We start from the raw sequence: 24,479 nt of genomic DNA on the forward strand, positions 1-24,479 counted from the left end.
TAGGGTCGGATCTTGAAGGTCACATCGAGCGGGGCGAACCGAGCGGGGTGAGGGACATGGCGACCAAGGACAGCGGCGGCGGACAGGCGAAGGCCACGCGTTCCACGGAAGAGGTCGAGGAGCAGACAGAGGACGCGCAGGCCTCGGAAGACCTCAAGGAACGCCAGGAGAAGTTGTCGGACGACGTGGATTCCGTCCTGGACGAAATCGACGACGTGCTGGAGGAGAACGCAGAGGACTTCGTGCGGTCCTTCGTGCAAAAGGGCGGGGAGTAGGGCAGACCGGACATGGTCGATTCCGGGGGGCCGAAGCGTTGCGCGCGGTGCGGAAGGGAATGACCGCGCGCGGCCTTCGGGCGGCATCCGGAGATTCGATGGCCGCCAGGACCCACCACGTCGCACCCCGGGAATTCGTCACGGCAGGCGTCCGCCGCAGCGGCGGGAATGCTGTCCGCGGAAATCCGGTCCGCAGGTCCCGGCGGGTACCGATGCCGCCGGGCGGGTGCGATGATCAAGGAGAGACCGGTATCCGCCCGATCCGTCTCCGGCCGGGCCCCGGGCAGGTGGATCACGCCCTCGATACGGGTAAGGTCCGAGACGTACGGTGCACCAACTGCAACTCCGCACTCGGCAAGTTGAGGGATGACCCCGACGCCATGCGCAGGGCCATCGCATATCTGGAAGGAAACGTGTGGAAGCCAATACTCGAAGCACCGGGCGTCTACCAGCTGCCTTCCTGACGCCTGGATCCTCGTCGTTCATGGATTTCCTCGGTGACCACTCGCCCGATCTGCTGCCGGGCAATCGCCCGCTGCCGCCGGTGCAGGGTGCCATCGAGGCGCCGCACGGCACGACGATCGTTGCCGCGGCGTTCCCCGGGGGCGTGGTGCTCGCCGGTGACCGGCGGGCGACCATGGGCAACGTCATTGCGCAGCGTGACATCGAGAAGGTTTTCCCGGCCGACGAGTATTCGGCGGTCGGTATCGCGGGCACGGCAGGGCTCGCGGTGGAGATGGTCAAGCTCTTCCAGCTGGAGCTGGAGCACTTCGAGAAGGTCGAGGGTGCCCAACTCTCCCTGGAGGGCAAGGCGAATCGTCTGTCGACGATGATTCGCAGCAATCTCGGGATGGCCATGCAGGGCCTGGCCGTGGTGCCGTTGTTCGCCGGCTATGACCTGGACCGCGAGAAGGGCCGTATCTTCTCGTACGACGTGACCGGCGGGCGCTCGGAAGAGCTGGGCTTCGCGGCGACGGGCTCCGGTTCGGTCTTCGCGCGCAGCTCCCTGAAGAAGCTCTTCCAGGAGGACTTCACGGAGGATCAGACCGTCATGGCCGTCGTCCAGGCGCTCTATGACGCCGCGGATGACGATTCGGCCACCGGCGGACCGGATATGGCACGGCGGATCTATCCCATCGTCACCGTGATCACCGAGGACGGCTTCAGGAAGCTGACCGAGTCCGAGGTCGCGGAGGTGGCCCGTGCCATTTATGAGCGCCGCCTGGAGCAGCCCGACGGCCCGCGCGCCGCGCTGCTCTGACGGGACGGATGTTCCGCAATGCTCCCCCAGCTACCGAGAGAGCTCTTGACAGGAAGGGACGGATAGCCGGTGTCGACGCCGTTCTATGTCTCACCCCAGCAGGCCATGGCCGATCGCGCCGAATACGCCCGCAAGGGCATCGCGCGCGGTCGCAGTGTCGTGGTGCTGCAGTACACCGACGGCGTGGTCTTCGTCGCCGAGAATCCCTCCCGCGCCCTGCACAAGGTCAGCGAGATCTATGACCGGATCGCCTTCGCGGCCGTCGGCAAGTACAACGAGTTCGAGAATCTGCGGATCGGCGGTGTGCGCTATGCCGATCTGCGGGGTTACACCTACGACCGGGAGGATGTGACCGCGCGCGGCCTGGCCAATGTGTACGCGCAGACGCTCGGCACGATCTTCTCCAGCGCCGCCGAGAAGCCGTACGAGGTCGAGCTGATCGTGGCCGAGGTGGGCAGTGCGCCCGAGGAGGACCAGATCTACCGGCTGCCCCACGACGGCTCGATCGTGGACGAGCACGGTTCGGTGGCCGTCGGCGGCAATGCCGACCAGATCAGCAGCTATCTCGACCAGCGGCACCGCGATGGAATGACGCTGGCGGAGGCGCTGAAGCTGGCCGTGGATTCGCTGTCGCGGGACACCAATGGCGGTGAGCGCACGCTGACCGCCGAGCAGCTCGAAGTCGCCACCCTGGACCGTACGCGGCCGCAGCAGCGCAAGTTCAAGCGGATCCTGGGGCGGCAGCTGTCGCGGCTCCTGGACGAGCACGCCGCTGAGGGTGACGGGAAGCCGGCGGCGGACGCCGACGGCGGTTCCGGCAAGGCCGGGGCCTCCGATGAGGGCGCCGACGGCAAGGGCACCAAGGGAGCCAAGGACAAGGACGACTCCGAGGGGGAGTCCGGGCCCTTGCTCTGACGAGGTATCGAGGACGGGCCCGCGGCCCGGTGCACGCGCCCCGGTGGTCACTGACCGCCGGGGCGCGCGGCATTTCCGGGAGCGTCCGGGGGCGGGGGCGGGGCGGTGGAGCCGCGGACGACCAGTTCCACGGGCAGGGTGGGGGCGTCCGCCGGGCGGCCGTCGAGCACGGTCAGCAGAGCCCGTATTCCGGCCTCGCCGAACTCCTCGGCGGGCAGCCGTACGGTCGTCAGTTCCGGTTCGACGGCGACCGCCAGGGCCAGGTCGTCGAAGCCGGTGACGGAGACGTCCTCGGGGATGCGCAGGCCCAGGCGGCGGACGGCCTTGCAGGCGCCCGCGGCGATGATGTCGTCGTCGCAGAGCAGTGCCGTGGGGCGGGGGCCGGGGCCGGTGAGGGCGGCGTGTGCGGCGTGCAGACCGGCCTCCACGCCGAGGGCGGCGGGTTGGCGGCGCAGTTGCGCGCCGGGGAGGCCGCGGAGGCTGTCGGCGACGGCGCGGGCGCGTACCTCGAAGGTCCAGGATGCGACATCGGCCGCGAGGTGGGTGATACGGCGGTGGCCGAGGGCGCTCAGATGGCCGGTCAACTGCCGTATGCCATCGGCGATATCGAGGTTGACGGTGGCGTCGGCCCGGTCGTCGTCGGGGTCGCTGTCCAGCATCACCAGGGGCAGGTCCGCGTCGCGGAGCGGGGTGAGTGCCTCGGCGGCCATGGAGGAGGCGATGACGCCGTCCAGGGTGGCCGCGGCGGAGTCGAACGGGTCGCGGGCGGGGCCGATGCCTTCGGGGGAGGGGTAGAGGACGACGCCGAAGCCGTGCTCGGCGGCGATCCGGGCCGCGCCGGTGTAGACGCGGGCGAAGAACTCGGTGGTCAGGGCGGGGACGACCAGCAGCACCGTGCGGGTGCGGCCCATGCGCAGGCTGCGGGCGGCGAGGTTGGGCCGGTAGCCCAGCTCGCGGGCGGCGGCGCGGACGGCTTCCGCCTTGCCGGGGGAGACCCGGCCGCGCCATTTGTCGCCCAGGACGAGGGAGACGGCGGCCTGGGAGACCCCGGCGGCGCGGGCCACGTCCCGGCTGGTGACGCGGGTGGTGGCGGCCGGTCGGCCAGCCTGCGCGGCGCCGTCCACTCCGCTGCGGGCGCCGGCGGGTGATGCGGCCTCGTTGCTGGTCACCGGGTGTCTTGCTCCTCACGTTCGGCCACCGCGGGTGGACCGCGGGTGGTCGTCATGGTACGTATAACCTCGTAAGTTATACGTAACACGTCCGGTCTGCCGGACAGGGAAGGGGCGCGGATGGCCGCGGGATATGCGGAGCTGCTCAGGACCCGGCACGCGGCCCGGCTGCTGGCGGGAACGCTGATCGGCAGGCTGCCGAACGCCACCGCGCCACTGGCCGTGGTCCTCTTCGTACGCGCCGCGGGCGGCAGCTACGCCCTGGCCGGTGCGCTCTCCGCGGTCTACGGCGTCTGCAACGCCATCGGCCAGCCGCTGCTCGGCCGGGCCGTGGACCTCTACGGGCAGCCGCGGGTGATGCTGCCCGCCTCGGTGCTCTCCGCGCTCGGCATGGCGCTGCTGGCGGCCGTCGGCCTGGATGTGCTGTGGCTCGCCTACGCCGCCATGGTGATCGCCGGTTTCTTCACCCCGCCCCTGGAGGGCGGTCTGCGGGCGCTGTGGCCCGGGGTCCTCAAGCGGGCGGACCGGGTGCATGCCGCGTATGCGCTGGACGCGGTGGCCCAGGAAGTCATGTTCGCGGTGGGGCCGTTGCTGGTGACGCTGTGCGTGGCGGCCTGGTCGGAGGGGGCGGCGCTGTGGGTGATCAACCTGATCGGCGTACTCGGCGCGCTCTCCGTCGTCGTCTCCGAGCCGTCCCGGAAGTGGCGCAGTGGGCCCCGTGAGGCGCACTGGCTGGGGGCGCTGCGCTCGGCCGGGCTGCTGGTGCTGATCGGGGCGTTCTTCTTCGTGGGGCTGGCGATGGGGTCGATCGCGGTCGCGGCGGTGGCGTACGCCGATGAGCACGGCGGGGGGATGGTCTCCAGCGCGCTGCTGTCCGCGCTCGGTGTCGGCGCGCTGGCCGGTGGCCTGGTCTACGGAGCCCGGGGGTGGCCGGGGCGGCCGGAGAGCCGGCTGCGGCTGCTGGTGGGTCTGCTGGCGCTGGGGTATCTGCCGCTGGTGCTGGTGCCGGGCGTGGTGGGGATGACGGCGCTGACCGGTGTGGCCGGTGTGTTCCTGGCGCCCGCGCTGGCCTGCGCCTTCGTGGTGGTGGACCGGCATGCGCCCAAGGGCACGGTGACGGAGGCGTTTTCCTGGCTGGTGACGACGTTCGGTGTCGGATCGGCGGTGGGCGCGTCGGTGGTGGGCCCGGCAGTGGAGAGCGGCGGCGCGGTCGCGGGTTTCGCGGTGGCCGGGGGCGGTGGGCTCGCCGCGCTGGTCGTCCTTTTGTCGACGAAGCGATTTCTTGGGGATCCCGTGCGGCGTACGCCGGGTGGTGCCACGGCGGAAAATGATCGAAACGGGGCCCTCGAACCCGGTTTCAGAGCAGGCCGTCAGGCGTAATGTTCAGTCATGGACCGCCGCATTTTCGGGCTGGAGAACGAGTACGGCGTCACGTGCACGTTCAGGGGACAGCGCCGACTGTCGCCTGACGAAGTGGCGCGGTACCTCTTCCGCCGTGTCGTGTCATGGGGCCGCAGCAGCAATGTCTTCCTGCGGAACGGCGCCCGCCTGTACTTGGACGTGGGTTCGCACCCGGAATACGCAACTCCCGAGTGCGACAACGTGACCGAGCTGGTCACGCACGACAAGGCCGGCGAGCGCATTCTCGAAGGCCTGCTCGTCGACGCCGAGCGCCGCCTGCATGAGGAGGGAATCGCGGGCGACGTCTATCTCTTCAAGAACAACACCGATTCGGCGGGAAACTCCTACGGCTGCCACGAGAATTATCTCGTCGCCCGCCATGGCGAGTTCTCCCGGCTCGCGGACATCCTCATTCCGTTTCTCGTCACCCGTCAGCTGCTGTGCGGCGCGGGCAAGGTGCTGCAGACTCCGCGCGGCGCCGTCTACTGCGTCAGCCAGCGTGCGGAGCACATCTGGGAGGGCGTCTCCTCGGCGACGACCCGGTCCCGGCCGATCATCAATACCCGCGATGAGCCGCATGCGGACGCCGAGCGCTATCGCCGGCTCCATGTCATCGTCGGTGACTCCAATATGTCCGAGACGACCATGATGCTGAAGGTCGGCGCCACCGATCTCGTGCTGCGCATGATCGAGGCGGGCACGGTCATGCGGGATCTGACGCTGGAGAACCCGATCCGGGCGATCCGTGAGGTCAGCCATGACATCACCGGTCAGCGCAAGGTGCGGCTGGCCAGCGGGCGCGAGGCGTCGGCGCTGGAGGTTCAGCAGGAGTATTACGAGAAGGCCGTGGACTTCTGCGAACGCCGGGGAATCCGTACGGGCACCGTCGAGCGGGTTCTGGAGCTGTGGGGCCGTACGCTCGAAGCGATCCGGGATCAGGAGCTCGACCGGGTCTCGACCGAGATCGACTGGGTGATGAAACATCAGCTCATCGAGCGGTATCGCACAAAGAACAACATCACCATGTCCCACCCACGAGTGGCGCAGATAGACCTCGCGTATCACGACATTCACCGTCGCCGGGGGCTGTATTACCTCCTGGAGCGGAAGGGACAAGCGGCGCGGATCTGCAATGACTTGAAGATCTTCGAGGGCAAGTCGGTGCCGCCGCAGACCACCCGTGCCAGGCTGCGCGGCGATTTCATTCGCCGTGCGCAGGAGCAGCGGCGCGATTTCACGGTCGACTGGGTGCATCTCAAGCTCAATGACCAGGCGCAGCGCACGGTGCTGTGCAAGGACCCGTTCCGCTCCGTGGACGACCGGGTGGAAAAGCTGATCGCAGGGATGTGACCCGCGGGGAATGCGGTGGTGTGCCGGGAGCTCCGAGCTCCCGGCACATTGCCGTGTTGTGGCGGGAAACGTCCGGCGGCACAGGTCGTAGAGTGGCGGGCATTGCCCACCCACCCCACGAGCCCGAGTTGGACGAATGAACCTCACGAAGAACACCCGTCGCGCGGCCGTCGCGCTGACCGTGCCCATCCTGCTGTTCACCGCCGCCTGCGGCTCCGAGGACGGCAAGGGCTCGTCCGGCGCAGCCGTCGCCAAGGTCGAGGGCAAGGCAGGGGAGAAGCCCAAGATCACGGTGCCGAAGGACGCCAAGCCGGCCGAGAAGCCCGTCACCAAGACCCTCGTCGAGGGCAAGGGCGCCACGGTCAAGAAGGGTGATCTGGTCCGGCTGGACTTCGCGGCGCAGACGATGAAGGGCCGCAACCTCGGTGGCAGCTGGACGCCGCAGCCCGGCAGCAAGCCGGGTGGGCCGCGTACCCAGGTCGTCACCGAGGTCACCGACCAGATGACGCAGCAGATGCTGCCGCCGAAGGTGCTGTCCGCGATGGCCGGGCAGAAGGTCGGCAGCCGCGTCGAGATCGAGGGCACCGCCAAGGCGCTGATCGGCGCGGGGCTGAACCCGCAGGCCGGGATCAAGCCGGAGGACGGCCTGGTGTGGGTCGTCGATGTCGTCGGGGCGAAGAAGGTCGACAAGAAGGCCAAGGCCGAGGGCGACCAGGCGGAGCCGGAGGACGGGCTGCCCAAGGTGACGGCGCCCGACGGGAAGGCCGCGCAGATCGAGGTGCCCAAGGGCGAGAAGGCCCCCAAGGACCTCAAGGAGCAGGTCCTGGTCAAGGGCAAGGGCCCCGAGGTCAAGGCCGGTGACGGGCTGATCGCGCAGTACACCGGGGTGAAGTGGGAGGACGGCAAGAAGTTCGACTCGTCCTGGGACCACGGTGGCGCGACCGCGTTCCAGATCGGCACCGGGCAGGTCGTCCAGGGCTGGGACAAGGCGCTGGTCGGCAAGCACGTCGGTGACCGGGTGGAGATCGTGATCCCGCCGAAGCTGGGTTACGGCGCGAGCCCGCAGCATGAGCTGGCGAAGAACACCTTGGTCTTCTCGGTCGACATCGTCGGCACGGTCTGACCGGCGGCCTCGCCGAGATCTGCAAGACTGGCCCGGTAATCGTAAAGATTCGTAAGTAGGAGCACATTCGTGAGCATCGACAAGCCCGAGATCGACTTTCCTGAGGGCCCGGCTCCCACCGAGCTTGAGATCGTGGACCTGACGGAGGGCGACGGGCCGGTCGCGAAGGCCGGGGACACCGTCTCCGTCCACTACGTCGGCGTGTCGTTCAGCACCGGCGAGGAGTTCGACGCCAGCTGGAACCGCGGCAAGCCGCTGCAGTTCCAGCTGGGCGCCGGCCAGGTCATCGCCGGCTGGGACCAGGGCGTGCAGGGCATGAAGGTCGGCGGCCGCCGCCGGCTGACCATCCCCGCGCACCTCGCGTACGGCGACCGTGGCGCGGGCGGCGGCCGGATCGCCCCGGGCGAGACGCTGATCTTCGTCTGCGACCTGGTCTCCGTCTGAGACCACTGCCGGTCGCCGTAGGCGACCGCCGCTGATGTGGCCGAGGGCCCGTGCCGTGATGGTGCGGGCCCTCGGGCGTGTCCGCCTGCTTACCGTTCCGGCTTTGCCCTGACCTCCCCGAGCGGTACGGTCAACGATCGGGAGTTCAACGAGAAAGGGCGTCGATGGCCATTGCCAAGGCCGAGCGGCTGATGAATCTGGCGCTGTGCCTGCTGGGGACGCGACGCCCGCTGACCAAGCGTGAACTGCGGTCGTCCATCGAGGCCTATATCGAGGCGAGCAGCGACGACTCGTTCAACCGCATGTTCGAGCGGGACAAGGACGATCTGCGCGAGCTGGGCCTCGTCATCGAGACCGTCGAGGGCATCGAGGGCGACATCGGCTATCTCGCCCGCCGCGACAGCAACCGCCTGCCCCCGATCACCCTGGACGCCGAGGAGGCCGCCGCCCTGGGGCTCGCGGCCAAGATCTGGCAGCAGGCCCGGCTGGCGGGCGCCGCCAGTGGCGCGCTCCAGAAGCTGCGTGCGGCCGGGATGCCGCTGGCCGGGGACGGTGCCGACTACGACGCCGGACAGCCGCACAGCGCGCTGGAACCACGCATCCCCGCCCATGAGGCCGCGTTCGAACCGCTGATGCTGGCCTGCCGCGACCGCCGCCCGGTCGTCTTTGACTACCGCAAGTCGAACGCCGCCCACCCCGAGCAGCGGCAGGTCGAACCCTGGATCCTCGAATGCTGGCGGGGCCACTGGTATGTCGCGGGCTGGGACCGCGAGCGCAAGGCCGAGCGGGTCTTCCGGCTCTCCCGGATCACCGGCAAGGTCCGTTCCCGGCAAGGGGCGTTCACCGCGCCGGTGCCTGATCACGTCACCGTCCGCGAGACCGTGGAGAGCTGGGCCGGTGAGACGGCCACCGGCACCGCCCGTATCAAGCTGCGGGCCGAGCACGGCTATCCGCTGCGCGCCCGTGCGCTCACCGTCCGCGAACTCGGCGGCGGCTGGGATGAGTTGGAGATCCCCAACGGGCACGGACTCGACGCCTGGCTCGTGGAGTTCGGCCCCGACGTGGTCGTACTGGAACCCGCGGAGCTGCGCGCCGATGTCATCGACCGGCTGCGTGCCGTGGCCAAGGGCTGAGAGGGAAACGAGACCCGTGGCGACGAACGCGATCGACCAGACCCGCCGGATGCTGTCCCTGGTGACCTACCTCCGTGAGCGCCCCGGCGCCCGCGTCGGGGACGTCGCCCGCGCCTTCGGCATCACCGAGGACGAGCTGATCGCCGACCTCGATGTCCTGCCGATGTGCGGAACGAGCTTCCGCGGCGGCGACCTCCTGGACATCGACACCGACGGCGACCGCATCTGGTGGCACAACCCCGACGATGTCGCCGAACCGCTGCGGCTGGCCGCCGACGAGGCGACCGCCCTGCTGGTCGCGGCCCGCGCGGTGGCCACCCTGCCCGGACTCCGCGAGGGTGACCGGCAGGCGCTGCTGCGGGCCACCGCCAAGCTGGAGGCGGCGGCCGGGGAGGCGGCCGGGGCCAGCTCCCGGCTCTCGGTGACCTTCGAATCCGAGGGCGGGGTGTTCGCCGATGTGGACCGCGCCATCGCCGAGCGGCGCCGGCTGTGGCTGCGCTACTACTCCCCGGCCCGCGACGAGCTGACCGAGCGCGAGGTGGACCCGATCCGGCTCTTCGCCGTCGGCCACACGTACATGGAAGCCTGGTGCCGGCTCTCCGAGGCCCGGCGGACCTTCCGGCTCGACCGGGTCGCCGAGATCAAGCTGCTGGACGCGCCCGCCGACCCGCCGCCGGTCGAGCTGCGCGATCTGTCCGAGGGCCTGGTGCAGCCCGCGGCCGAGGACCCCGAGGTCTCCATCGAGGTCGGGCCCGGCGGCCGCTGGGTCGCCGAGTACTACCCGCACGACAGCGCCGAGGAGCTTCCCGACGGCGGGCTGCGCATCACCCTGCGCACCCCCGACCCGGCCTCGCTGCGGCGGCTGGCCCTGCGGCTGGGCCGGGACGGCCGGATCGTGGCGCCGCAGGCCCTCGCGGACAGCGCGCGGCAGGCTGCGGAGCTGGCCCTCGCGGCGTACGGCGAGTGAGCGCGGCGGGCGGAGTGCGTGGTGGGGGCCGGGCGTGCCGTACCGGCTGGGCGCGCGGCGCGGACCGGGTGTCGCGTGCGGGCCGGGATCGCCGTGCGGCGCCGGGCGAAGGACGAGGCAGCGAAGGATGACGATGATGACCACCACCCTGATGCGAAGAACCGGCCCGGTGATCTTCAAGGCGGCCTGCCCGGACTGCCGGGGCCGCTTCGAGCTGGCCTCCGACGCCTTCCGGCTGGCGATCGGCGCCAGCAGCCGCACCACCTTCTACTCCTTCACCTGCCCCGACTGCCGCCGCGCGGTGCGCAAACCGGCCGGCGAACGGATCATCGAGCTGCTCACCGGCGGCGGGGTCCGCACGCTGCGGCTGCACACGGGCTGACCGATAGGCTCGTCCCATGCTCTGGCCCATGATCGCAATCGCCCTCGGCTTCGCCGGGATCGCCGTGCTCGGCGTCCTCGCCGTCCGCGTCTTCGTCGAGGTGCGACGGCTGGCCCGCCAGGTCGGGGCGACCTCGGAGCGGATCCAGCGGGCCAGCGAGGACCTGGAACGGGCGGCGCTGCCGCTCGCCTCCCGTATGCACGAGGCCGGCCGCGACTGAGCGGCCGTCGCCGGCGAGGTGCCGCCGCCCGGCGGACGCGCTCTGCCCGGCCTGAAGGCGGAGGAGTAGGCTTCCTCTGCGGTTCATACAGCGCGGCGGTCGAGGCAATGCGGAAGTCGCACGGGCATTGCCCGGCGTTCACCACCGAAGGTTACGATCGAGCACGCACCAGGACGCCAGTCCGACCCCCATTCGGCAGGCACCACAGCAGACGCCGCCACGGCGAGAAGGTAGTCGCACATGCTCAGCAACCTGAGGGCCCCCGAGATCATCCTGATCCTCGTTGTCGTTGTGCTGCTCTTCGGCGCGAAGAAGCTTCCGGACATGGCGCGTTCGCTCGGGAAGTCCGCTCGCATCCTCAAGAGCGAGGCCAAGGCGATGAAGAAGGAGGGCGAAGCGGACGGTGGCACCTCCTCCGAGGCTCCCTCTGACGCTGCCCAGCAGGCCCCTCGTACGATTCAGGCGGCTCCCGGTGATGTGAACAGCTCGCGCCCCGTGGCCGAGCCGAACCGCGCCAACCAGAGCTGACCGAGCCGATCCAGTCGCGCCGGCCCGGCCGGCAGCGGTTGATGTACGAGACGAGGAAGTGGGTTGCTCAAGTCTGCCCGCAAGCAGGAGAAGGACCCCGAGGGGCGGATGCCGCTCGCGGCGCATCTGCGTGAGCTGCGCAACCGGCTGCTGAAGTCGGTGCTGGCGATCATAGTGATCACCAGCGTCGCGATGTGGCAGTACGACGCGATCGCCCACTTCGTCACCGGCCCGGTCATCGATTCGGTCGGCTGCAGCAAGAACGCGTCCGGTCCGCGCGACCATCCTTGTGCCCAGGTCAGCGCGAACGGTCTGCTCGCACCGTTCACGATCCTGCTCAAGGTGTCCCTCACCACCGGTGTCGTCCTCGCCACACCGGTGTGGCTCTACCAGCTCTGGGCCTTTCTCGCGCCGGGGCTGCACCGTCACGAGAAGAAGTACGCCCTCGGCTTCGTCGGCGCCGGAGTCCCGCTCTTCCTGGGCGGCGCCTACCTCGCCTACGCGATCCTGCCGACCACCGCGGGTGCGCTGGTCGGACTGACCCCCAGCGACTGGGTCAACTTCTTCCCCGCCGATGAGTTCTTCGACATCGTCACACGCATGGTGCTGGTCTTCGGTCTCGCCTTCGAGCTGCCGCTGCTCCTGGTGCTGCTCAACTTCGGCGGGGTGCTCACGGGGCGCCGGATCCTGAGCTGGTGGCGGTTCATGGTGCTGGGCATCACGGTGTTCGCGGCGCTCGCCACGCCGACCGGTGATCCGCTGGTCATGGGGCTGCTGGCCGCGCCGATCGTGGTGCTGTACTTCGGAGCCGTGGGCATCTGCCTGTTCAATGACCGTCGGCGCAAGATCGGCAACCCGGATGCGGGGCTGAGCGATGACGAGGCATCGGAGCTCGATCTGACGCCCTCGGAGGTCGGGGAGATCGAGCCGGTGGCGTCCGGGCGGATGCTGCCGGAGCAGGCCGGTGGTGACGGGGGCCAGGGTGACGCGCGGCGTCCTCGTGAGGGGTATGACGACTTCACGTGACGGGTTGTGACGTGAGGTAGGCGTTGTTGGTGGTGTGCGGGCGGGGTGTGGCCGGGCGCGTGGTTCCCCGCCGCCACCCCGCCCGCCCGTAGGTGAACCGGCCCCGGCTCACGGCAAACCGGCGGCATAAAGATCGGGTCGTTGTCAGAGGTGGCCGGTAGGCTCGTAAGCACGATGACCGAGGACATGTCCCCTGCTGAGCGCTATGCCGCCGCCAAGCTCAGGGCGGCCGAGCAGGCCACCGCACTCGCCCCTTTCCGTGAAATGTACGACTTCGGGCTGGATCCGTTCCAGGTCGAGGCGTGTCGGGCCCTGGAGGCCGGCCAGGGCGTGCTGGTCGCGGCCCCCACTGGATCCGGCAAGACGATCGTCGGCGAATTCGCCGTCCACCTGGCCCTGGAGCAGGGCCGAAAATGCTTCTACACCACGCCCATCAAGGCGCTCTCCAACCAGAAGTACCAGGATCTGGTCAAGCGTTACGGCGCCGAGAAGGTCGGTCTGCTGACCGGCGACAACAGCGTCAACTCCGAGGCTCCGGTGGTCGTGATGACCACCGAGGTGCTGCGGAACATGCTTTATTCCGGCTCGCAGTCGCTGGTCGGCCTCGGCTATGTGGTCATGGACGAGGTGCACTATCTCTCCGACCGCTTCCGTGGCGCCGTCTGGGAAGAGGTGATCATCCATCTTCCCGAGTCGGTGACGCTGGTGTCACTGTCGGCGACGGTCTCCAACGCCGAGGAGTTCGGCGACTGGCTGGACACGGTGCGCGGTGACACCGCCGTGATCGTCTCCGAGCACCGGCCGGTGCCGCTGTGGCAGCACGTGCTCGCGGGGCGGCGGATATACGACCTGTTCGAGGAGCGGGACGGGCAGCGCGGCGGCCGCCGTGAGGTCAACCCCGATCTGGAGCGGCTGGCGCGGATGGAGAACAGCCGGCCGACGTTCGGCCGGGACAAGCGCCGGGGCCGCAATATGCGCGAGGCGGACCGGGAGCGGGAGCGCCGGCAGCGCGCCCGTATCTGGACGCCGAGCCGGCCCGAGGTCATCGACCGCCTCGACAACGAGGGCCTGTTGCCCGCGATCACCTTCATCTTCAGCCGGGCCGGCTGCGAGGCGGCCGTCCAGCAGTGCCTGGTTTCGGGGCTGCGGCTCAATGACCAGGAGGGCCGTGAGCAGGTCCGTCGCATAGTGGAGGCGCGGACGGCCGGGATTCCGGATGACGACCTTCATGTGCTGGGCTACTTCGAGTGGCTGGAGGGCCTGGAGCGGGGCATCGCCGCGCACCATGCCGGGATGCTGCCGACCTTCAAGGAGGTCGTCGAGGAGCTGTTCGTGAAGGGCCTGGTCAAGGCCGTCTTCGCCACCGAGACCCTGGCGCTGGGCATCAACATGCCCGCGCGGTCCGTGGTGTTGGAAAAGCTGGTGAAGTGGAACGGTGAGCAGCACGCCGATATCACCCCCGGCGAGTACACCCAGCTGACCGGCCGGGCCGGGCGCCGCGGTATCGACATCGAGGGCCATGCGGTGGTGCTGTGGCAGCGGGGGATGGACCCGGGCGCGCTGGCCGGGCTCGCCGGGACGCGTACGTATCCGCTGCGGTCCTCCTTCAAGCCGTCGTACAACATGGCGGTCAACCTCGTCTCGCAGTTCGGCAGGCACCGTTCGCGGGAGCTGCTGGAGATGTCGTTCGCGCAGTTCCAGGCCGATAAGTCGGTGGTCGGGATCTCGCGGCAGGTGCAGAAGAACGAGGAGGGGCTGGAGGGTTACCGCGGCTCGATGACCTGCCACCTCGGTGACTTCGAGGAATACTCCGCGCTGCGGCGGCAGTTGAAGGACCGTGAGACGGAGCTGGCCAAGCAGGGTGCGGCGCAGCGGCGGGTGGCGGCCGCGGCGGCGCTGGAGAAGCTGAAGCCCGGCGATGTCATTCATGTGCCGACGGGCAAGTACGCGGGTCTGGCGCTGGTCCTCGACCCCGGTATGCCCTCGGGGCGGACGAACGGCCACCGCGGCTTCGATGCGCAGGACGGGCCGCGGCCGCTGGTGCTGACCGCCGAGCGGCAGGTCAAGCGGCTGGCCTCGATCGACTTCCCGGTGCCGGTCAAGGCGCTGGACCGGATGCGGATTCCCAAGTCGTTCAATGCCCGTAGCCCGCAGTCGCGCCGCGATCTGGCCTCCGCGCTGCGGACGAAGGCCGGTCATATGGTGCCGTCGCGGCATCGTAAGCCCCGCGCGGAGGCGGCCGACGACCGTGAGATCGCCCGGCTGCGTACGGAGATCCGGGCGCACCCCTGCCATGGCTGCGCCGAGCGTGAGGACCACGCCCGCTGGGCCGAGCGCTATCACCGACTGCTGCGTGACACCCGTCAGTTGGAGCGCCGGATCGAGGGGCGGACGAACACCATCGCCCGTACCTTCGACCGGATCTGTGGCCTGCTGACCGAGATGGACTACCTCGAAGGCGACACCGTCACCGACGAGGGGCGTCGGCTCGCCCGGCTCTACGGTGAGCTGGATCTGCTGGCGAGTGAGTGTCTGCGCGAGGGCGTCTGGGAGGGGCTGGGCCCCGCTGAGCTGGCGGCCTGTGCCTCGGCGCTGGTGTACGAGGCGCGGCAGGCGGATGACGCGGTGGCGCCCAAGCTGCCGGCCGGCAAGGCCAAGGACGCACTGGGCGAGATGGTCCGTATCTGGGGCCGGCTGGATGCCCTGGAGGAGGATCACAAGATCAACCAGGCGGAGGGCGTCGGCCAGCGTGAGCCGGACCTCGGCTTCGCCTGGGCCGCCTACCGCTGGGCCTCCGGCTTCGGTCTCGACGAGGTGCTCCGCGAGGCCGAGATGCCCGCCGGTGACTTCGTCCGCTGGTGCAAGCAGCTGATCGACGTCCTCGGCCAGATCGCGGCCGCGGCCCCGCCCGGCGGCACGGTCGCCCGCACGGCCCGCAAGGCCATGGATGGTGTGCTGCGTGGTGTGGTGGCGTATTCGTCGGTGGGCTGAGTGCGCTGAGTAAGTAGTGCGGCGGTGCCGTGTTCCGTCCGGAGGGGACACGGCACCGCCGTTGTGATGGAGTGCGTCGGCTCTGCCGGAAAACCCCGCGCCCTTTTTCCCGTTCGGTGAAACGCTGGCCTGATGATCGATCACATGGCGATACAGGTGGCGAACGTCCCGGCGAGCGCGGATTTCTACGACCGTGTTCTCGCCCCGCTCGGGGCCCAACGGACCAAGCAGTTCGGCGAGTTCATCAGCTTCGGCACCACCGGGCACACTCTGTGGCTCGTCCCCGCGACCGACGACGGCCCCGCCCGTGAGGTGCACCTCGCCTTTGCCGCGCCCGACCGTGCGGCCGTCGACGCCTTCCACGCTGCCGCCGTCGCGGCCGGCGCCGAGTCTCTGCACGCTCCACGGTTGTGGCCCCAATACCACGAGTCGTACTACGGGGCCTTCGTCCGCGACCTCGACGGCAACAACATCGAAGCGGTCTGTCATACGGCCTAGCTAGGCGGGTTGTCCCGCAGCTACTGGCGCCGGGTGGGGCCGCGGTGTGGGGTCGGGGCGGTGGATGCGGCGGCGGGCGGCCGCGCGGAGGGGGAGGAAGAGGAGGACGCCGATGGGGGAGAGCAGGACGGTGAGGGCCAGCAGCGGTCCCATCACCAGCGGGTGGATCCTCAGCTTCCGGGCCTCGCGGTACATCCACTGGCCCAGGAAGAGGTCCCAGGCGATCACCTGGGCCCAGATCGCGCCCGCTCCGCCGCCGAGCCGCAGCAGCTCCTGGAAGCCGGCCAGGTCGGGTCGGCTGACGGCGGCCCACAGCTGGGGGAACACCGGGACGGCCAGGGCGAGGTAGACCGCGAGGACCGGCACCATCGGCAGCGGTGAGGCGGCGATCCGGTCCGTCCAGCGCCACCCCGGGGCCAGGATCAGCAGCGCCCAGAACGGTGCCGCGAGGGTGAAGGCCAGGTTGAAGAGGGTGGGGAGGCCGGGTTCGTCCGGGTGGGGCAGGGGCTGGCCGTCGAGTGCTCGCCAGGTCAGGAGGGCCAGGAGGGCGGTGAGGGAGCCGGCCGCGACCAGGACCAGGCGGAGGCGTATCCGTTCGTTGCGCAGGAGGGCGTAGCGGGTGGACAGGGTCTCGATGGCGTAGAGGAAGAGGGGGAGCGCCTGGAGGGCGTGCATGCCGACGAAGTGCGGGATGCGCAGATCACCGCCGGTGGTGTTCCAGCCGGTCAGCGGCATGGCCGGGCCGCCGTCGGGGAGGCCGACGCCGTGTGCGCCGAGGGTGGTGCGCAGGGCGCCCGCGGCCTGCTGGTCCGGGGTGGGGAGCAGCATCAGCCCGCCGAGCAGCATCCCGGCCAGGGCGAGCAGCAGGCCAAGCCGGATCGCCCAGGTCGCGGCGCGGTCGCCCGGACGGGCGCGGAAGAGCAGAACGGCGATGACGAGGGTGGCCAGCCAGAGGACGGCGACGGTGAGGCCCATGGTGGCGAACAGGGCCTGGTCCAGGGGGGTCTCGACGTTGAAGTGGCTGCGCCGGCCGCGGAGGGCCTGGCCGGTGATGATCGCCATCTCGATGAGTCCGGCCGCGACGACGGTGTGCGCGGCCCACCGTCCGACCCGGGACGGGGGCGTGTGCCGGGACAGCATCCAGGCCAGCGTCAGCCCGTAGACGGCGAAGGACACCGCGAACTTCAGGGGTTTTGACCAGATGGGTGCGCCGACCAGCGTCCGGTCGTCGACGATCAGGCCGACGGCCGTGACGATGGCGAGGGCGGCCATCGCCCAGGAGAAGGCGAGCAGGGAGCGGTATGTGGACATACGGATACGGATCCCCCGTGAGTGGATAGTGGTGATGCCTGCTATCTGATAGCTGGACTATCTATGATGGGGAGTGGAATGGCAAGGCCGGGTGTGGGCGCCCGGGATATCGGGGACGCCGGAGTGTGGTCCCGGCGAGGGAAGGGCGGCAGATGCGCATCGGGGAATTGAGTCGCGAGACAGGGGTCGCGATCCCGACGATCAAGTACTACGTCCGCGAGGGGCTGTTGCCCGCGGGGCGGCTGACCAGCCCCAACCAGGCCAGTTACGACGACGGTCATGTCCGCAGACTGCGGCTGATCCGGGGGCTGATCGACGTCGGGGGACTCTCGGTCTCCTCGGTGCGGGACGTGCTGGCCGCCGTCGACTCACCGGAGGAGGCGGTGCACGATGTCCTCGGTGTGGCGCAGGGGGCGATCACCCCGCGGACGGCCGCCGCACCGGAGGGCATGGAGCGGGCGCGGCAGACGGTCGCCGAGCTGGTCCGCCGCCGCGGCTGGCGGGTCGAGCCGGACCATCCGTCGTACGAGAAGCTGGCCGTCGCGCTGGCCACGCTCCGGGGCATCGCGCACGGCGAGTTCGAGGAGGTCATGGACGACTACGCCGAGGCATGTGAGCGGGTGGCCGCCGCCGATCTGGCGTGGGCGGAGCGCAACGCCGAGGTCGACGGGCTGGTGGAGCGGGTCGTGGTGGGGACCGTGCTGGGGGACGCGGTCCTCTCGGCGATGCGCCGGCTCGCGCATGTGGAGGCGTCGGCCCGTACGTTCGGGGAAGCGGGGGAGAGGGGTGCTAGCGAGGCCGAGGTAAAGGGGGCGGGCGGCCGGTAGGGCGTGTGGCGAGCCGCGCATCCGGAGGGGCCCGGAGTTGGTTGCGTCAACTCCGGGCCCCCGTACGGCAGAGGGGACTTCGCGGCGAGGGGCTCGTGTTGCCCCGACCAGTCAGGAGGCCGCCGCTCCCGCGGGCTCCTGTTCGGCTTCCACCTGCTGGTTCCACTCGCGCTTGGCTGCCTGCCAGCTGTCCTCGTCGTGGCCGGTGCGCCAGTAGCCGGAGATGGACAGGTCCTCGCGGGGGATCGCGTGCTCGACGCGGAGCAGTCGCCGCAGCTCCTTCACGAAGCCGGCCTCGCCGTGGACGAATGCCTGGACCCGGCCGGAGGGGAAATCCAGCGCCCGTATGGCGGCGACCAGTTCGCGGCCTACCGGGGCGGCGCCGCGGTACAGCCAGCTGATCTCGGCGCCGGCCGGCGCGTCCAGCTCCTGGCGCTCCTCCGGCCCGGCCACCTCGATGAAGGCGTGCACGGGGACGCCCGCGGGCATCCGGGCGAGGGAGGCCGCGATGGCCGGCAGTGCGCTCTCGTCGCCCGCCAGCAGATGCCAGTCGGCGGCGGCCTCCGGGACGTAGGCGCCGCCGGGGCCGAGCAGGAAGATCTCCTCGCCCGGCTGTGCCGCGGCCGCCCAGGGACCGGCGAGGCCCTCGTCGCCGTGCACCACGAAGTCCACGGTCAGCTCGCGGGTCGCGGGGTCCCAGGCGCGGATGGTGTACGTACGGGTGCTGGGCCACTGGTCGCGCGGGAACTCGGCACGGATCTGCGCGATGTCGAACGGCTCGGGGTAGCTGACACCGGGCCGCGGAAAGACCAGCTTGACGTAGTGGTCGGAGTACTCGCCCGCCGTGAACTCCGCCAGTCCTTCCCCGCCCAGCACCACACGGACCATGTGCGGGGTGAGCTGTTCGGTGCGCTGCACCCGGCCGCGGTGCACGGCGGGCTTCTTGCGGGACGGACGCTCTGCTGCCACGGCAATCTCCCCTGACGCCAAGGTTATTAGGTATACCTAACCTAACAGTTCATCGGCGAAGTGTGAGGAGCAGCCGCTGGAGGGCGCCGCCCAGGCCCCACTGCGCGGCGAGCGCTTCCAGCCGCTCGGGGTCGGCCGGTTCGGCGGGGAGGGCGTGGTCGACGGCGGGTACGGGCACGTCGGTGGCCACCTTCACGACCTTCGGGGCGACCGCCAGGTAGGGGTGCGCCTCCAGCAGCCGCTTGCGCTGTACGGGGGTCACCTTCGAGGCGGGGTCGTCGGCGGCGGCCATGATGCCCGCCAGGTCGCCGTAGGTGGCCAGCAGCTTGGCGGCGGTCTTCTCGCCGATCCCCGGTACGCCGGGCAGTCCGTCGCTGGGGTCGCCGCGCAGCAGCGCCAGCTCGGCGTAACCGGGGCCGTCCACGCCGTACTTCTCGCGCAGCAGCGCCTCGTCGGTGAGCTGGAGGGTGCCGACGCCCTTGAGCGGATACAGGATGCGGATGCCGCGGCGGTCGTCGACGAGCTGGAAGAGGTCGCGGTCGCCGGTGACGATGTCCACCGGGCCCTGCGACTGTGCGGTCAGGGTGCCGATGACGTCGTCGGCCTCGTAGCCGTCCGCTCCGATACGGGCGATGCCCAGGGCGTCCAGGACGTCTTCGATGACCGGGACCTGCGGCGAGAGGGTGTCGGGGATCTCTTCCTCGTCGGGCTCCGTGGACCCGGCCGGGGCCTCCTCGGCGACCCGGTGTGCCTTGTAGGAGGGGATCAGATCGACCCGCCACTGGGGGCGCCAGTCGAAGTCCATGCAGGCGACCAGGTCGTCGGGGTGGTGGTCCTGGACGAGCCGGGCGATGAAGTCCAGCAGACCGCGTACCGCGTTCACCGGGGTGCCGTCTGGGGCCTTGACTGATTCCGGTACCCCGAAATAGGCGCGGAAGTAGAGCGAGGCGGTGTCGAGGAGCATCAGGCGTCGAGTCACACCCCGCATTTTGCCGTATGCCCCATACGTCACGGCGGTGTGAGCTGGCTCACCGTTGTGTTTGAGCCAGATAAAGAGGGGCAGGCGCGCAGCCGGAGTGAACCCGGTCGAGATTCAACTATTCGGCCGGTAAAGAGGGCCGACCCCGTGCCGCTCCACGACCTGGCTACGGGGGTGGCAGGTCGTTTTTCAACAACAAGAGAGGCATATGTGTCCAGGCTGCAAGCCGAGCACTTGTACAAAGTGTTCGGCAGACGACCCGAGGACGCGGTCCGCAAACTCGAAGCCGGCGCAAGCCGGGAGGAGCTGCGGGCCGAAGGCACCACCGCTGCGGTGATCGACGCGTCGATCGAGGTGGACGAGGGCCAGATCTTCGTCGTCATGGGTCTGTCCGGATCCGGGAAGTCCACCCTGCTGCGTACGCTCAACGGGCTGCTGGAGCCGACCGCCGGAACCGTCCGGTTCGACGGCCAGGACCTCACCTCGCTCAGCGACAGGGAACTGCGCAAGGTCCGCTCCGAGAAGATCTCCATGGTCTTCCAGCACTTCGCGCTCTTCCCGCACCGCAGTGTGCTGGAGAACGCCGCCTACGGGCTGGAGGTGCAGGGCGTCCCGCGCGCCGAGCGCACCCGGCGCGCCACCGAGGCACTGGAACTCACCGGGCTCAAGGGCTGGGAGAAGTCCTGGCCCGACGAGCTGTCCGGCGGGATGCAGCAGCGGGTGGGCCTGGCCAGGGCGCTGGCCACCGACGCCGATCTGCTGCTGATGGACGAGTCCTTCAGCGCGCTCGACCCGCTGATCCGCCGCGATATGCAGGACCAGCTGCTCGAACTGCAGAAGACCCTGAAGAAGACCATTGTCTTCATCACCCACGACCTCAACGAGGCGATGCGCCTCGGTGACAAGATCGCGGTGATGCGGGACGGGCGGATCGTGCAGATCGGCAGCGCCGAGGACATCCTCGTCACACCGGCCAACGACTATGTCGCCTCCTTCACCCAGGACGTGGACCGTACGCGGGTGCTGACCGCGGGCGCGATCATGGCCGAGGTCGGGACCGTGCTCGGTGCGACGACCCCGGAGGGCGGGAAGCTGGCCACCGCGGCGGAGTTCCGGGCCGCGGCGCCCGCCACCGTCGGTGTGGACACCCCGCTCTTCGAGCTGTTCACGCCCTGCTCGACCAGCACCGTTCCGGTCGCCGTGACCGATGAGCACGGTGAACTGGTCGGCGCGGTGGCGGCCGAGCGGCTGCTCGCCGTGCTCGGTGAGCCCGCCCGGCAGGACGCGGCGGACGGTGTCCCCGCGCAGAGCCCGGCCGGGAACGGTACGCCGGTGGAACTCGGCAAGACGTCCGCGGCGGACGCGCCGGCCGGCCACGAGCCCGAGGACAAGGTGATCACCGGTGCCTAGGATCCAGATAGGCAGCTGGGCCGAGGGCGCCGTCAACTGGCTGCGCGACAACCTCGACTGGCTCTTCACCCTCATCACGAAGGTGCTGAACGGCCTCTACGACGCGATTCACACGGTCCTCTCCGGGCCCGAACCGCTGCTGCTGGCCGGTATTTTCGCGGTGCTCGCCTGGTGGCTGCGCGGGCTGCCGGCCGCCGTGCTCGCCTTCCTCGGCTTCGCCCTGATCGACTCGGTCGAACAGTGGGGACCGACCATCGAGTCGCTCTCCCTGGTGCTGGTGGCGTGCCTGATCACCGTGCTGGTCGCGGTGCCGCTCGGTATCTGGGCGGCCCGCAGCCGGGTCGTCGGCGGAGTGCTGCGTCCGGTCCTGGACCTGATGCAGACGATGCCGGCGATGGTCTACCTCATCCCCGGCATCCTCTTCTTCGGCCTCGGTGTCGTCCCCGGCATCGTCGCCACCATCGTCTTCGCCATGCCGCCCGCGGTCCGGATGACCGAACTCGGCATCCGGCAGGTCGACGCGGAACTGGTCGAGGCGGCCGAGGCGTTCGGCACCCACCCGCGGCGCACGCTCTTCCGCGTCCAGCTGCCGCTGGCGCTGCCCACGATCATGGCCGGTATCAACCAGGTCATCATGCTGGCGCTGTCCATGGTCGTCATCGCCGGCATGGTCGGCGGCGGCGGTCTCGGCGGGTCCGTCTACAACGCGATCAGCTCGGTCGACGTGGCGCTGGGTTCCGAGTCCGGCATCGCAGTCGTCATCCTCGCCATGTACCTGGACCGGATGACCGGCGCGCTCAACCAGCGGGTCTCGCCGCTCGGCCGGCGGGCGCTGGCCAAGGCGCAGGCGTCGCTCGGCGGGCTGAAGTTCCTGCACTGGCGGCCCGCCACCTCCGTGGCCATGGTCGGCATCGTCGTGCTGGCGCTGCTCGCCGGCGGGATGGGCTACTTCGGCAAGGACGCAGGCAAGGGCGGCGGCAACGGCCGGCCGATCAGCCTCGGCTACGTCAACTGGGACGAGGGCAAGGCCACCACCTTCCTCTGGAAGGAAATCCTGGAGCAGCGCGGCTACAAGCCCAAGGCCCAGGCCCTGGAGGCCGGTCCGCTGTTCGCCGGGCAGGCCCGCGGGGACATCGACGTCCAGACCAACGCCTGGCTGCCGACCACCCACGCCTCGTACTGGAAGAAGTACCAGGACAAGCTGGAGGACCTCGGCACCTGGTACGACAAGACCTCCCTGGAGATCGCGGTCCCGTCCTACATGAAGGACATCAAGACCCTCGACGATCTCAAGGGCAAGGGCGGCGAGTTCGGCGGCAAGATCACCGGTATCGAGCCGGGCGCCGGTGAGATGAAGCTGCTCAAGGAGAAGGTCCTCAAGGACTACGGCCTGGGTGGCGAGTACAAGGTCCAGGCGTCCAGCACCGCCTCCATGCTCACCGAGCTGGACCGCTCGCTGCACGCCAAGAAGCCGATCGCGGTCACCCTGTGGTCGCCGCACTGGGCGTACGACAAGTACAAGCTCACCAAGCTCAAGGACCCCAAGGGCTCCTTCGGCTCCGGTGACGGTCTGCACCTGCTGGGCCGCAAGGGCTTCGCCAAGGACGAGCCCGAGGTCGCCAGGTGGATGAAGAACTTCCACCTGGACGAGAAGCAGCTCACCAGCCTGGAGAGCGACATCAAGACCGCCGGTGAGGGCCATGAGCAGGACGGTGTGCGGACCTGGCTGAAGAAGCACCCCGGGCTGGTCGACAAGATCGCCCCGTCCGCGGACGCCTCGTACGCCAAGGGCAAGGACGCCGGCAAGGCGCCGAACATCGGCTACCCCGCATGGGACGAGGGCATCGCCACCACGTACCTGTGGAAGAACATCCTGGAGAAGCGCGGCTACAAGCCGAACATCCGCAATCTCGATGTCGGGCCGATGTGGACGGGACTGTCCACGGGCCAGATCGATGTGGAGACGGACGGCTGGCTGCCGGTCGCGCAGAAGCAGTACTGGGACAGGTACAAGAAGGATCTCGTCGACGTCGGGCCCTGGTACGACAAGACCTCGCTGGAGATCGCGGTGCCGTCCTACGTCAAGGGTGTGAAGACCCTGGACGATCTGCGCGAGCACAAGGACGAGTTCCAGGGCAAGATCATCGGCATTGAGCCGGGCACCGGCGAGATGAAGCGCCTCAAGGACACCGTCGCTCCCGCGTACGGCCTCCAGGACTTCGAGGTCACCTCGGCCGGCACCAGCGCCATGCTGACGGAGCTGGACCGGGCGTACCGCAAGAAGGAGCCGGTCGCGGTGGTGCTGTGGTCGCCGCACTGGGCGTACAGCAAGTACAAGCTCACCAAGCTCGCGGACCCCAAGGGCACCTGGGGCGCCAACAACCAGATCAAGACGCTCGGCCACAAGAGCTTCCCGGAGAAGTTCCCGGAGTTCCACGGCTGGCTGAAGAACTGGAAGATGAGCCCCAAGGAGCTCGGCAGCCTGGAGCAGGACATCCAGGACGCCGGTAAGGGCAACGAGAACAAGGGCGTCGAGAAGTGGATCGCCGACCATCCGGGCATCGTCGACAAGATGGCGCCGGTGAAGTAGGCGGGCAGGGCGCGTAGTTCGCGCGGCCCCTGTGGTGCGGCGGGCCCCGTCCCCGGCAGTTGCCGGGTGGCGGGGCCCGTTGCTTGTGCGGTGCCGCCGCGGCGCGGGAGCGGGGGATCACCCGACCGGCGGCGTTTGCTGCGCGGCGGGGTGGGACAGGTGGTTCGCTCAGCTGTGTGCCTGTTTTTCCTGAGGGGCCGCCGTGGTCGCGGCCGGCGAAGGAGATGATCGTGAAGCCCGCGCATTCCGCCGCCGTCGTCCTGTTCGGCCTCACCGCCCTGGGGCTCGCCGCGCCTCCCGCCTGGGCTCAGGTCGATCCGGATCCGATGGTGGCCGGGCAGCGGGTGAGCATCAGCGACGGCAGGCAGTGTGCTTCGGGCCGGGGTGCGTGGGCGTCGTCGACGCTGTTCGGCTCGGTGGTGCTGCGGCCGGGGGAGCGCGGGATGGGCGCCCAGGCCAGGGTCGCCGAGGGGGCCGGGCCGGGGCGCTACCCGGTCACCATCCACTGCGCGTCGGGCGGGGAGAGCTTCACCGAGAGCGTGACGGTGCGCGACGCCCGGGTGGAGGGGGTGAACGCCGCCCAGGCGGCCGGAGGTCTGGCGCTGCTGGCGCTCGCCGCGGGTGCGGCCTTCTGGCTGCGGCGTACGGTCGGCGGACGTTCCTGAGGCGGGGGGCGGGTGGGGACGCCGGGGTCGCGGGCTGACGCCGGG

The 24,479-nt window shown here is 69.8% G+C and carries 24 protein-coding genes; 20 read left to right on the forward strand and 4 right to left on the reverse strand.

All coding sequences use genetic code 11. The features are described from left to right. The first annotated feature begins 56 nt into the window (after positions 1–56). The 4 genes from STRTU_RS28920 (at position 57) to prcA (ending at position 2,451) form a co-directional block, all read left to right on the forward strand. Positions 57–275, forward strand: coding sequence for a ubiquitin-like protein Pup (locus STRTU_RS28920; protein WP_159747643.1), 219 nt, complete (start codon positions 57–59; stop codon positions 273–275). Between the two features lie 212 nt (positions 276–487). Beyond that, positions 488–739, forward strand: a complete 252-nt coding sequence (locus STRTU_RS28925) for an endonuclease domain-containing protein (protein ID WP_308789407.1) — start codon at positions 488–490, stop codon at positions 737–739. Beyond that, entirely contained in the window at positions 691–1,536 is an 846-nt protein-coding gene (prcB, locus tag STRTU_RS28930) for a proteasome subunit beta (protein WP_269777402.1), read from the forward strand. The genes STRTU_RS28925 and prcB overlap by 49 nt, the downstream gene beginning before the upstream one ends. A gap of 69 nt (positions 1,537–1,605) precedes the next feature. Further along, the gene (prcA, locus tag STRTU_RS28935) at positions 1,606–2,451 is read left to right on the forward strand and encodes a proteasome subunit alpha (RefSeq protein ID WP_159747649.1); all 846 of its coding nucleotides are present in this window, start codon (positions 1,606–1,608) and stop codon (positions 2,449–2,451) included. Positions 2,452–2,498: 47 nt separating this feature from the next. Here prcA and STRTU_RS28940 read toward each other — a convergent pair whose 3' ends face one another. After that, positions 2,499–3,620 carry a LacI family DNA-binding transcriptional regulator gene (locus STRTU_RS28940; RefSeq protein ID WP_371873687.1) on the reverse strand — a complete coding sequence of 374 codons (1,122 nt, stop codon included), beginning with the start codon at positions 3,618–3,620 and terminating at the stop codon, positions 2,499–2,501. Positions 3,621–3,740: 120 nt separating this feature from the next. Here STRTU_RS28940 and STRTU_RS28945 point away from each other — a divergent pair, with 120 nt between their 5' ends. The 12 genes from STRTU_RS28945 to STRTU_RS29000 all read left to right on the forward strand — a co-directional run bounded on the left by STRTU_RS28945 (position 3,741) and on the right by STRTU_RS29000 (position 15,683). Then, complete coding sequence (locus tag STRTU_RS28945) at positions 3,741–5,000, forward strand: MFS transporter (protein WP_159747651.1); 1,260 nt, start codon at positions 3,741–3,743, stop codon at positions 4,998–5,000. 9 nt (positions 5,001–5,009) lie between these two features. Continuing rightward, positions 5,010–6,371, forward strand: a complete 1,362-nt coding sequence (pafA, locus tag STRTU_RS28950) for a Pup--protein ligase (protein WP_159747653.1) — start codon at positions 5,010–5,012, stop codon at positions 6,369–6,371. A 136-nt stretch (positions 6,372–6,507) separates the two neighbouring features. Continuing rightward, positions 6,508–7,494: an FKBP-type peptidyl-prolyl cis-trans isomerase gene (locus STRTU_RS28955; RefSeq protein ID WP_159747655.1), complete on the forward strand. Its 987-nt coding sequence runs from the start codon at positions 6,508–6,510 to the stop codon at positions 7,492–7,494. Positions 7,495–7,563: 69 nt separating this feature from the next. Next, positions 7,564–7,938: an FKBP-type peptidyl-prolyl cis-trans isomerase gene (locus tag STRTU_RS28960; protein WP_018087767.1), complete on the forward strand. Its 375-nt coding sequence runs from the start codon at positions 7,564–7,566 to the stop codon at positions 7,936–7,938. A 164-nt stretch (positions 7,939–8,102) separates the two neighbouring features. Continuing rightward, a complete protein-coding gene (locus STRTU_RS28965) occupies positions 8,103–9,071 on the forward strand; it encodes a helix-turn-helix transcriptional regulator (protein ID WP_269777403.1) in 969 nt (322 codons plus the stop codon). Between the two features lie 16 nt (positions 9,072–9,087). Further along, a complete protein-coding gene (locus STRTU_RS28970; protein ID WP_159747659.1) occupies positions 9,088–10,038 on the forward strand; it encodes a helix-turn-helix transcriptional regulator in 951 nt (316 codons plus the stop codon). A 127-nt stretch (positions 10,039–10,165) separates the two neighbouring features. Further along, entirely contained in the window at positions 10,166–10,420 is a 255-nt protein-coding gene (locus tag STRTU_RS28975) for a hypothetical protein (protein WP_159747661.1), read from the forward strand. Positions 10,421–10,436: 16 nt separating this feature from the next. Beyond that, on the forward strand, positions 10,437–10,640 hold the full coding sequence (locus STRTU_RS28980) for a hypothetical protein (protein ID WP_159747663.1): 204 nt from the start codon (positions 10,437–10,439) through the stop codon (positions 10,638–10,640). A gap of 240 nt (positions 10,641–10,880) precedes the next feature. Continuing rightward, a complete protein-coding gene (gene tatA / locus STRTU_RS28985) occupies positions 10,881–11,168 on the forward strand; it encodes a Sec-independent protein translocase subunit TatA (RefSeq protein ID WP_159747665.1) in 288 nt (95 codons plus the stop codon). Between the two features lie 63 nt (positions 11,169–11,231). Further along, positions 11,232–12,194 (forward strand): twin-arginine translocase subunit TatC, encoded by a 963-nt coding sequence (gene tatC / locus STRTU_RS28990; RefSeq protein WP_246241490.1) that lies wholly within the window; start codon positions 11,232–11,234, stop codon positions 12,192–12,194. 174 nt (positions 12,195–12,368) lie between these two features. Further along, on the forward strand, positions 12,369–15,185 hold the full coding sequence (locus tag STRTU_RS28995; protein WP_159747667.1) for a DEAD/DEAH box helicase: 2,817 nt from the start codon (positions 12,369–12,371) through the stop codon (positions 15,183–15,185). A gap of 132 nt (positions 15,186–15,317) precedes the next feature. Then, positions 15,318–15,683 (forward strand): VOC family protein, encoded by a 366-nt coding sequence (locus tag STRTU_RS29000; protein WP_159747669.1) that lies wholly within the window; start codon positions 15,318–15,320, stop codon positions 15,681–15,683. On the opposite strand, the gene STRTU_RS36205 is transcribed toward STRTU_RS29000, so the two are convergent. Further along, on the reverse strand, positions 15,684–16,187 hold the full coding sequence (locus tag STRTU_RS36205) for an ABA4-like family protein (RefSeq protein WP_174879023.1): 504 nt from the start codon (positions 16,185–16,187) through the stop codon (positions 15,684–15,686). A gap of 959 nt (positions 16,188–17,146) precedes the next feature. Here STRTU_RS36205 and STRTU_RS29010 point away from each other — a divergent pair. Then, positions 17,147–17,821 carry a MerR family transcriptional regulator gene (locus tag STRTU_RS29010; RefSeq protein ID WP_159747671.1) on the forward strand — a complete coding sequence of 225 codons (675 nt, stop codon included), beginning with the start codon at positions 17,147–17,149 and terminating at the stop codon, positions 17,819–17,821. 111 nt (positions 17,822–17,932) lie between these two features. Here STRTU_RS29010 and STRTU_RS29015 read toward each other — a convergent pair whose 3' ends face one another. Together STRTU_RS29015 and STRTU_RS29020 are read right to left on the reverse strand one after the other, a co-directional pair. Beyond that, entirely contained in the window at positions 17,933–18,790 is an 858-nt protein-coding gene (locus STRTU_RS29015; protein WP_159747673.1) for a siderophore-interacting protein, read from the reverse strand. Between the two features lie 49 nt (positions 18,791–18,839). Beyond that, positions 18,840–19,754 carry a 5'-3' exonuclease gene (locus STRTU_RS29020; RefSeq protein WP_159749662.1) on the reverse strand — a complete coding sequence of 305 codons (915 nt, stop codon included), beginning with the start codon at positions 19,752–19,754 and terminating at the stop codon, positions 18,840–18,842. A gap of 225 nt (positions 19,755–19,979) precedes the next feature. On the opposite strand from STRTU_RS29020, the gene STRTU_RS29025 reads away from it, so the two are divergent. The 3 genes from STRTU_RS29025 (at position 19,980) to STRTU_RS29035 (ending at position 24,434) form a co-directional block, all read left to right on the forward strand. After that, complete coding sequence (locus STRTU_RS29025; RefSeq protein ID WP_159747675.1) at positions 19,980–21,179, forward strand: quaternary amine ABC transporter ATP-binding protein; 1,200 nt, start codon at positions 19,980–19,982, stop codon at positions 21,177–21,179. Next, complete coding sequence (locus tag STRTU_RS29030; protein ID WP_159747677.1) at positions 21,172–23,769, forward strand: ABC transporter permease/substrate binding protein; 2,598 nt, start codon at positions 21,172–21,174, stop codon at positions 23,767–23,769. Before STRTU_RS29025 ends, STRTU_RS29030 begins: the two co-directional genes overlap by 8 nt. Before the next feature lie 224 nt (positions 23,770–23,993). Continuing rightward, positions 23,994–24,434 carry a hypothetical protein gene (locus STRTU_RS29035; RefSeq protein ID WP_159747680.1) on the forward strand — a complete coding sequence of 147 codons (441 nt, stop codon included), beginning with the start codon at positions 23,994–23,996 and terminating at the stop codon, positions 24,432–24,434. Positions 24,435–24,479 lie beyond the last annotated feature (45 nt).

The sequence above is a fragment of the Streptomyces tubercidicus genome (assembly GCF_027497495.1).
Lineage (GTDB): Bacteria > Actinomycetota > Actinomycetes > Streptomycetales > Streptomycetaceae > Streptomyces > Streptomyces tubercidicus.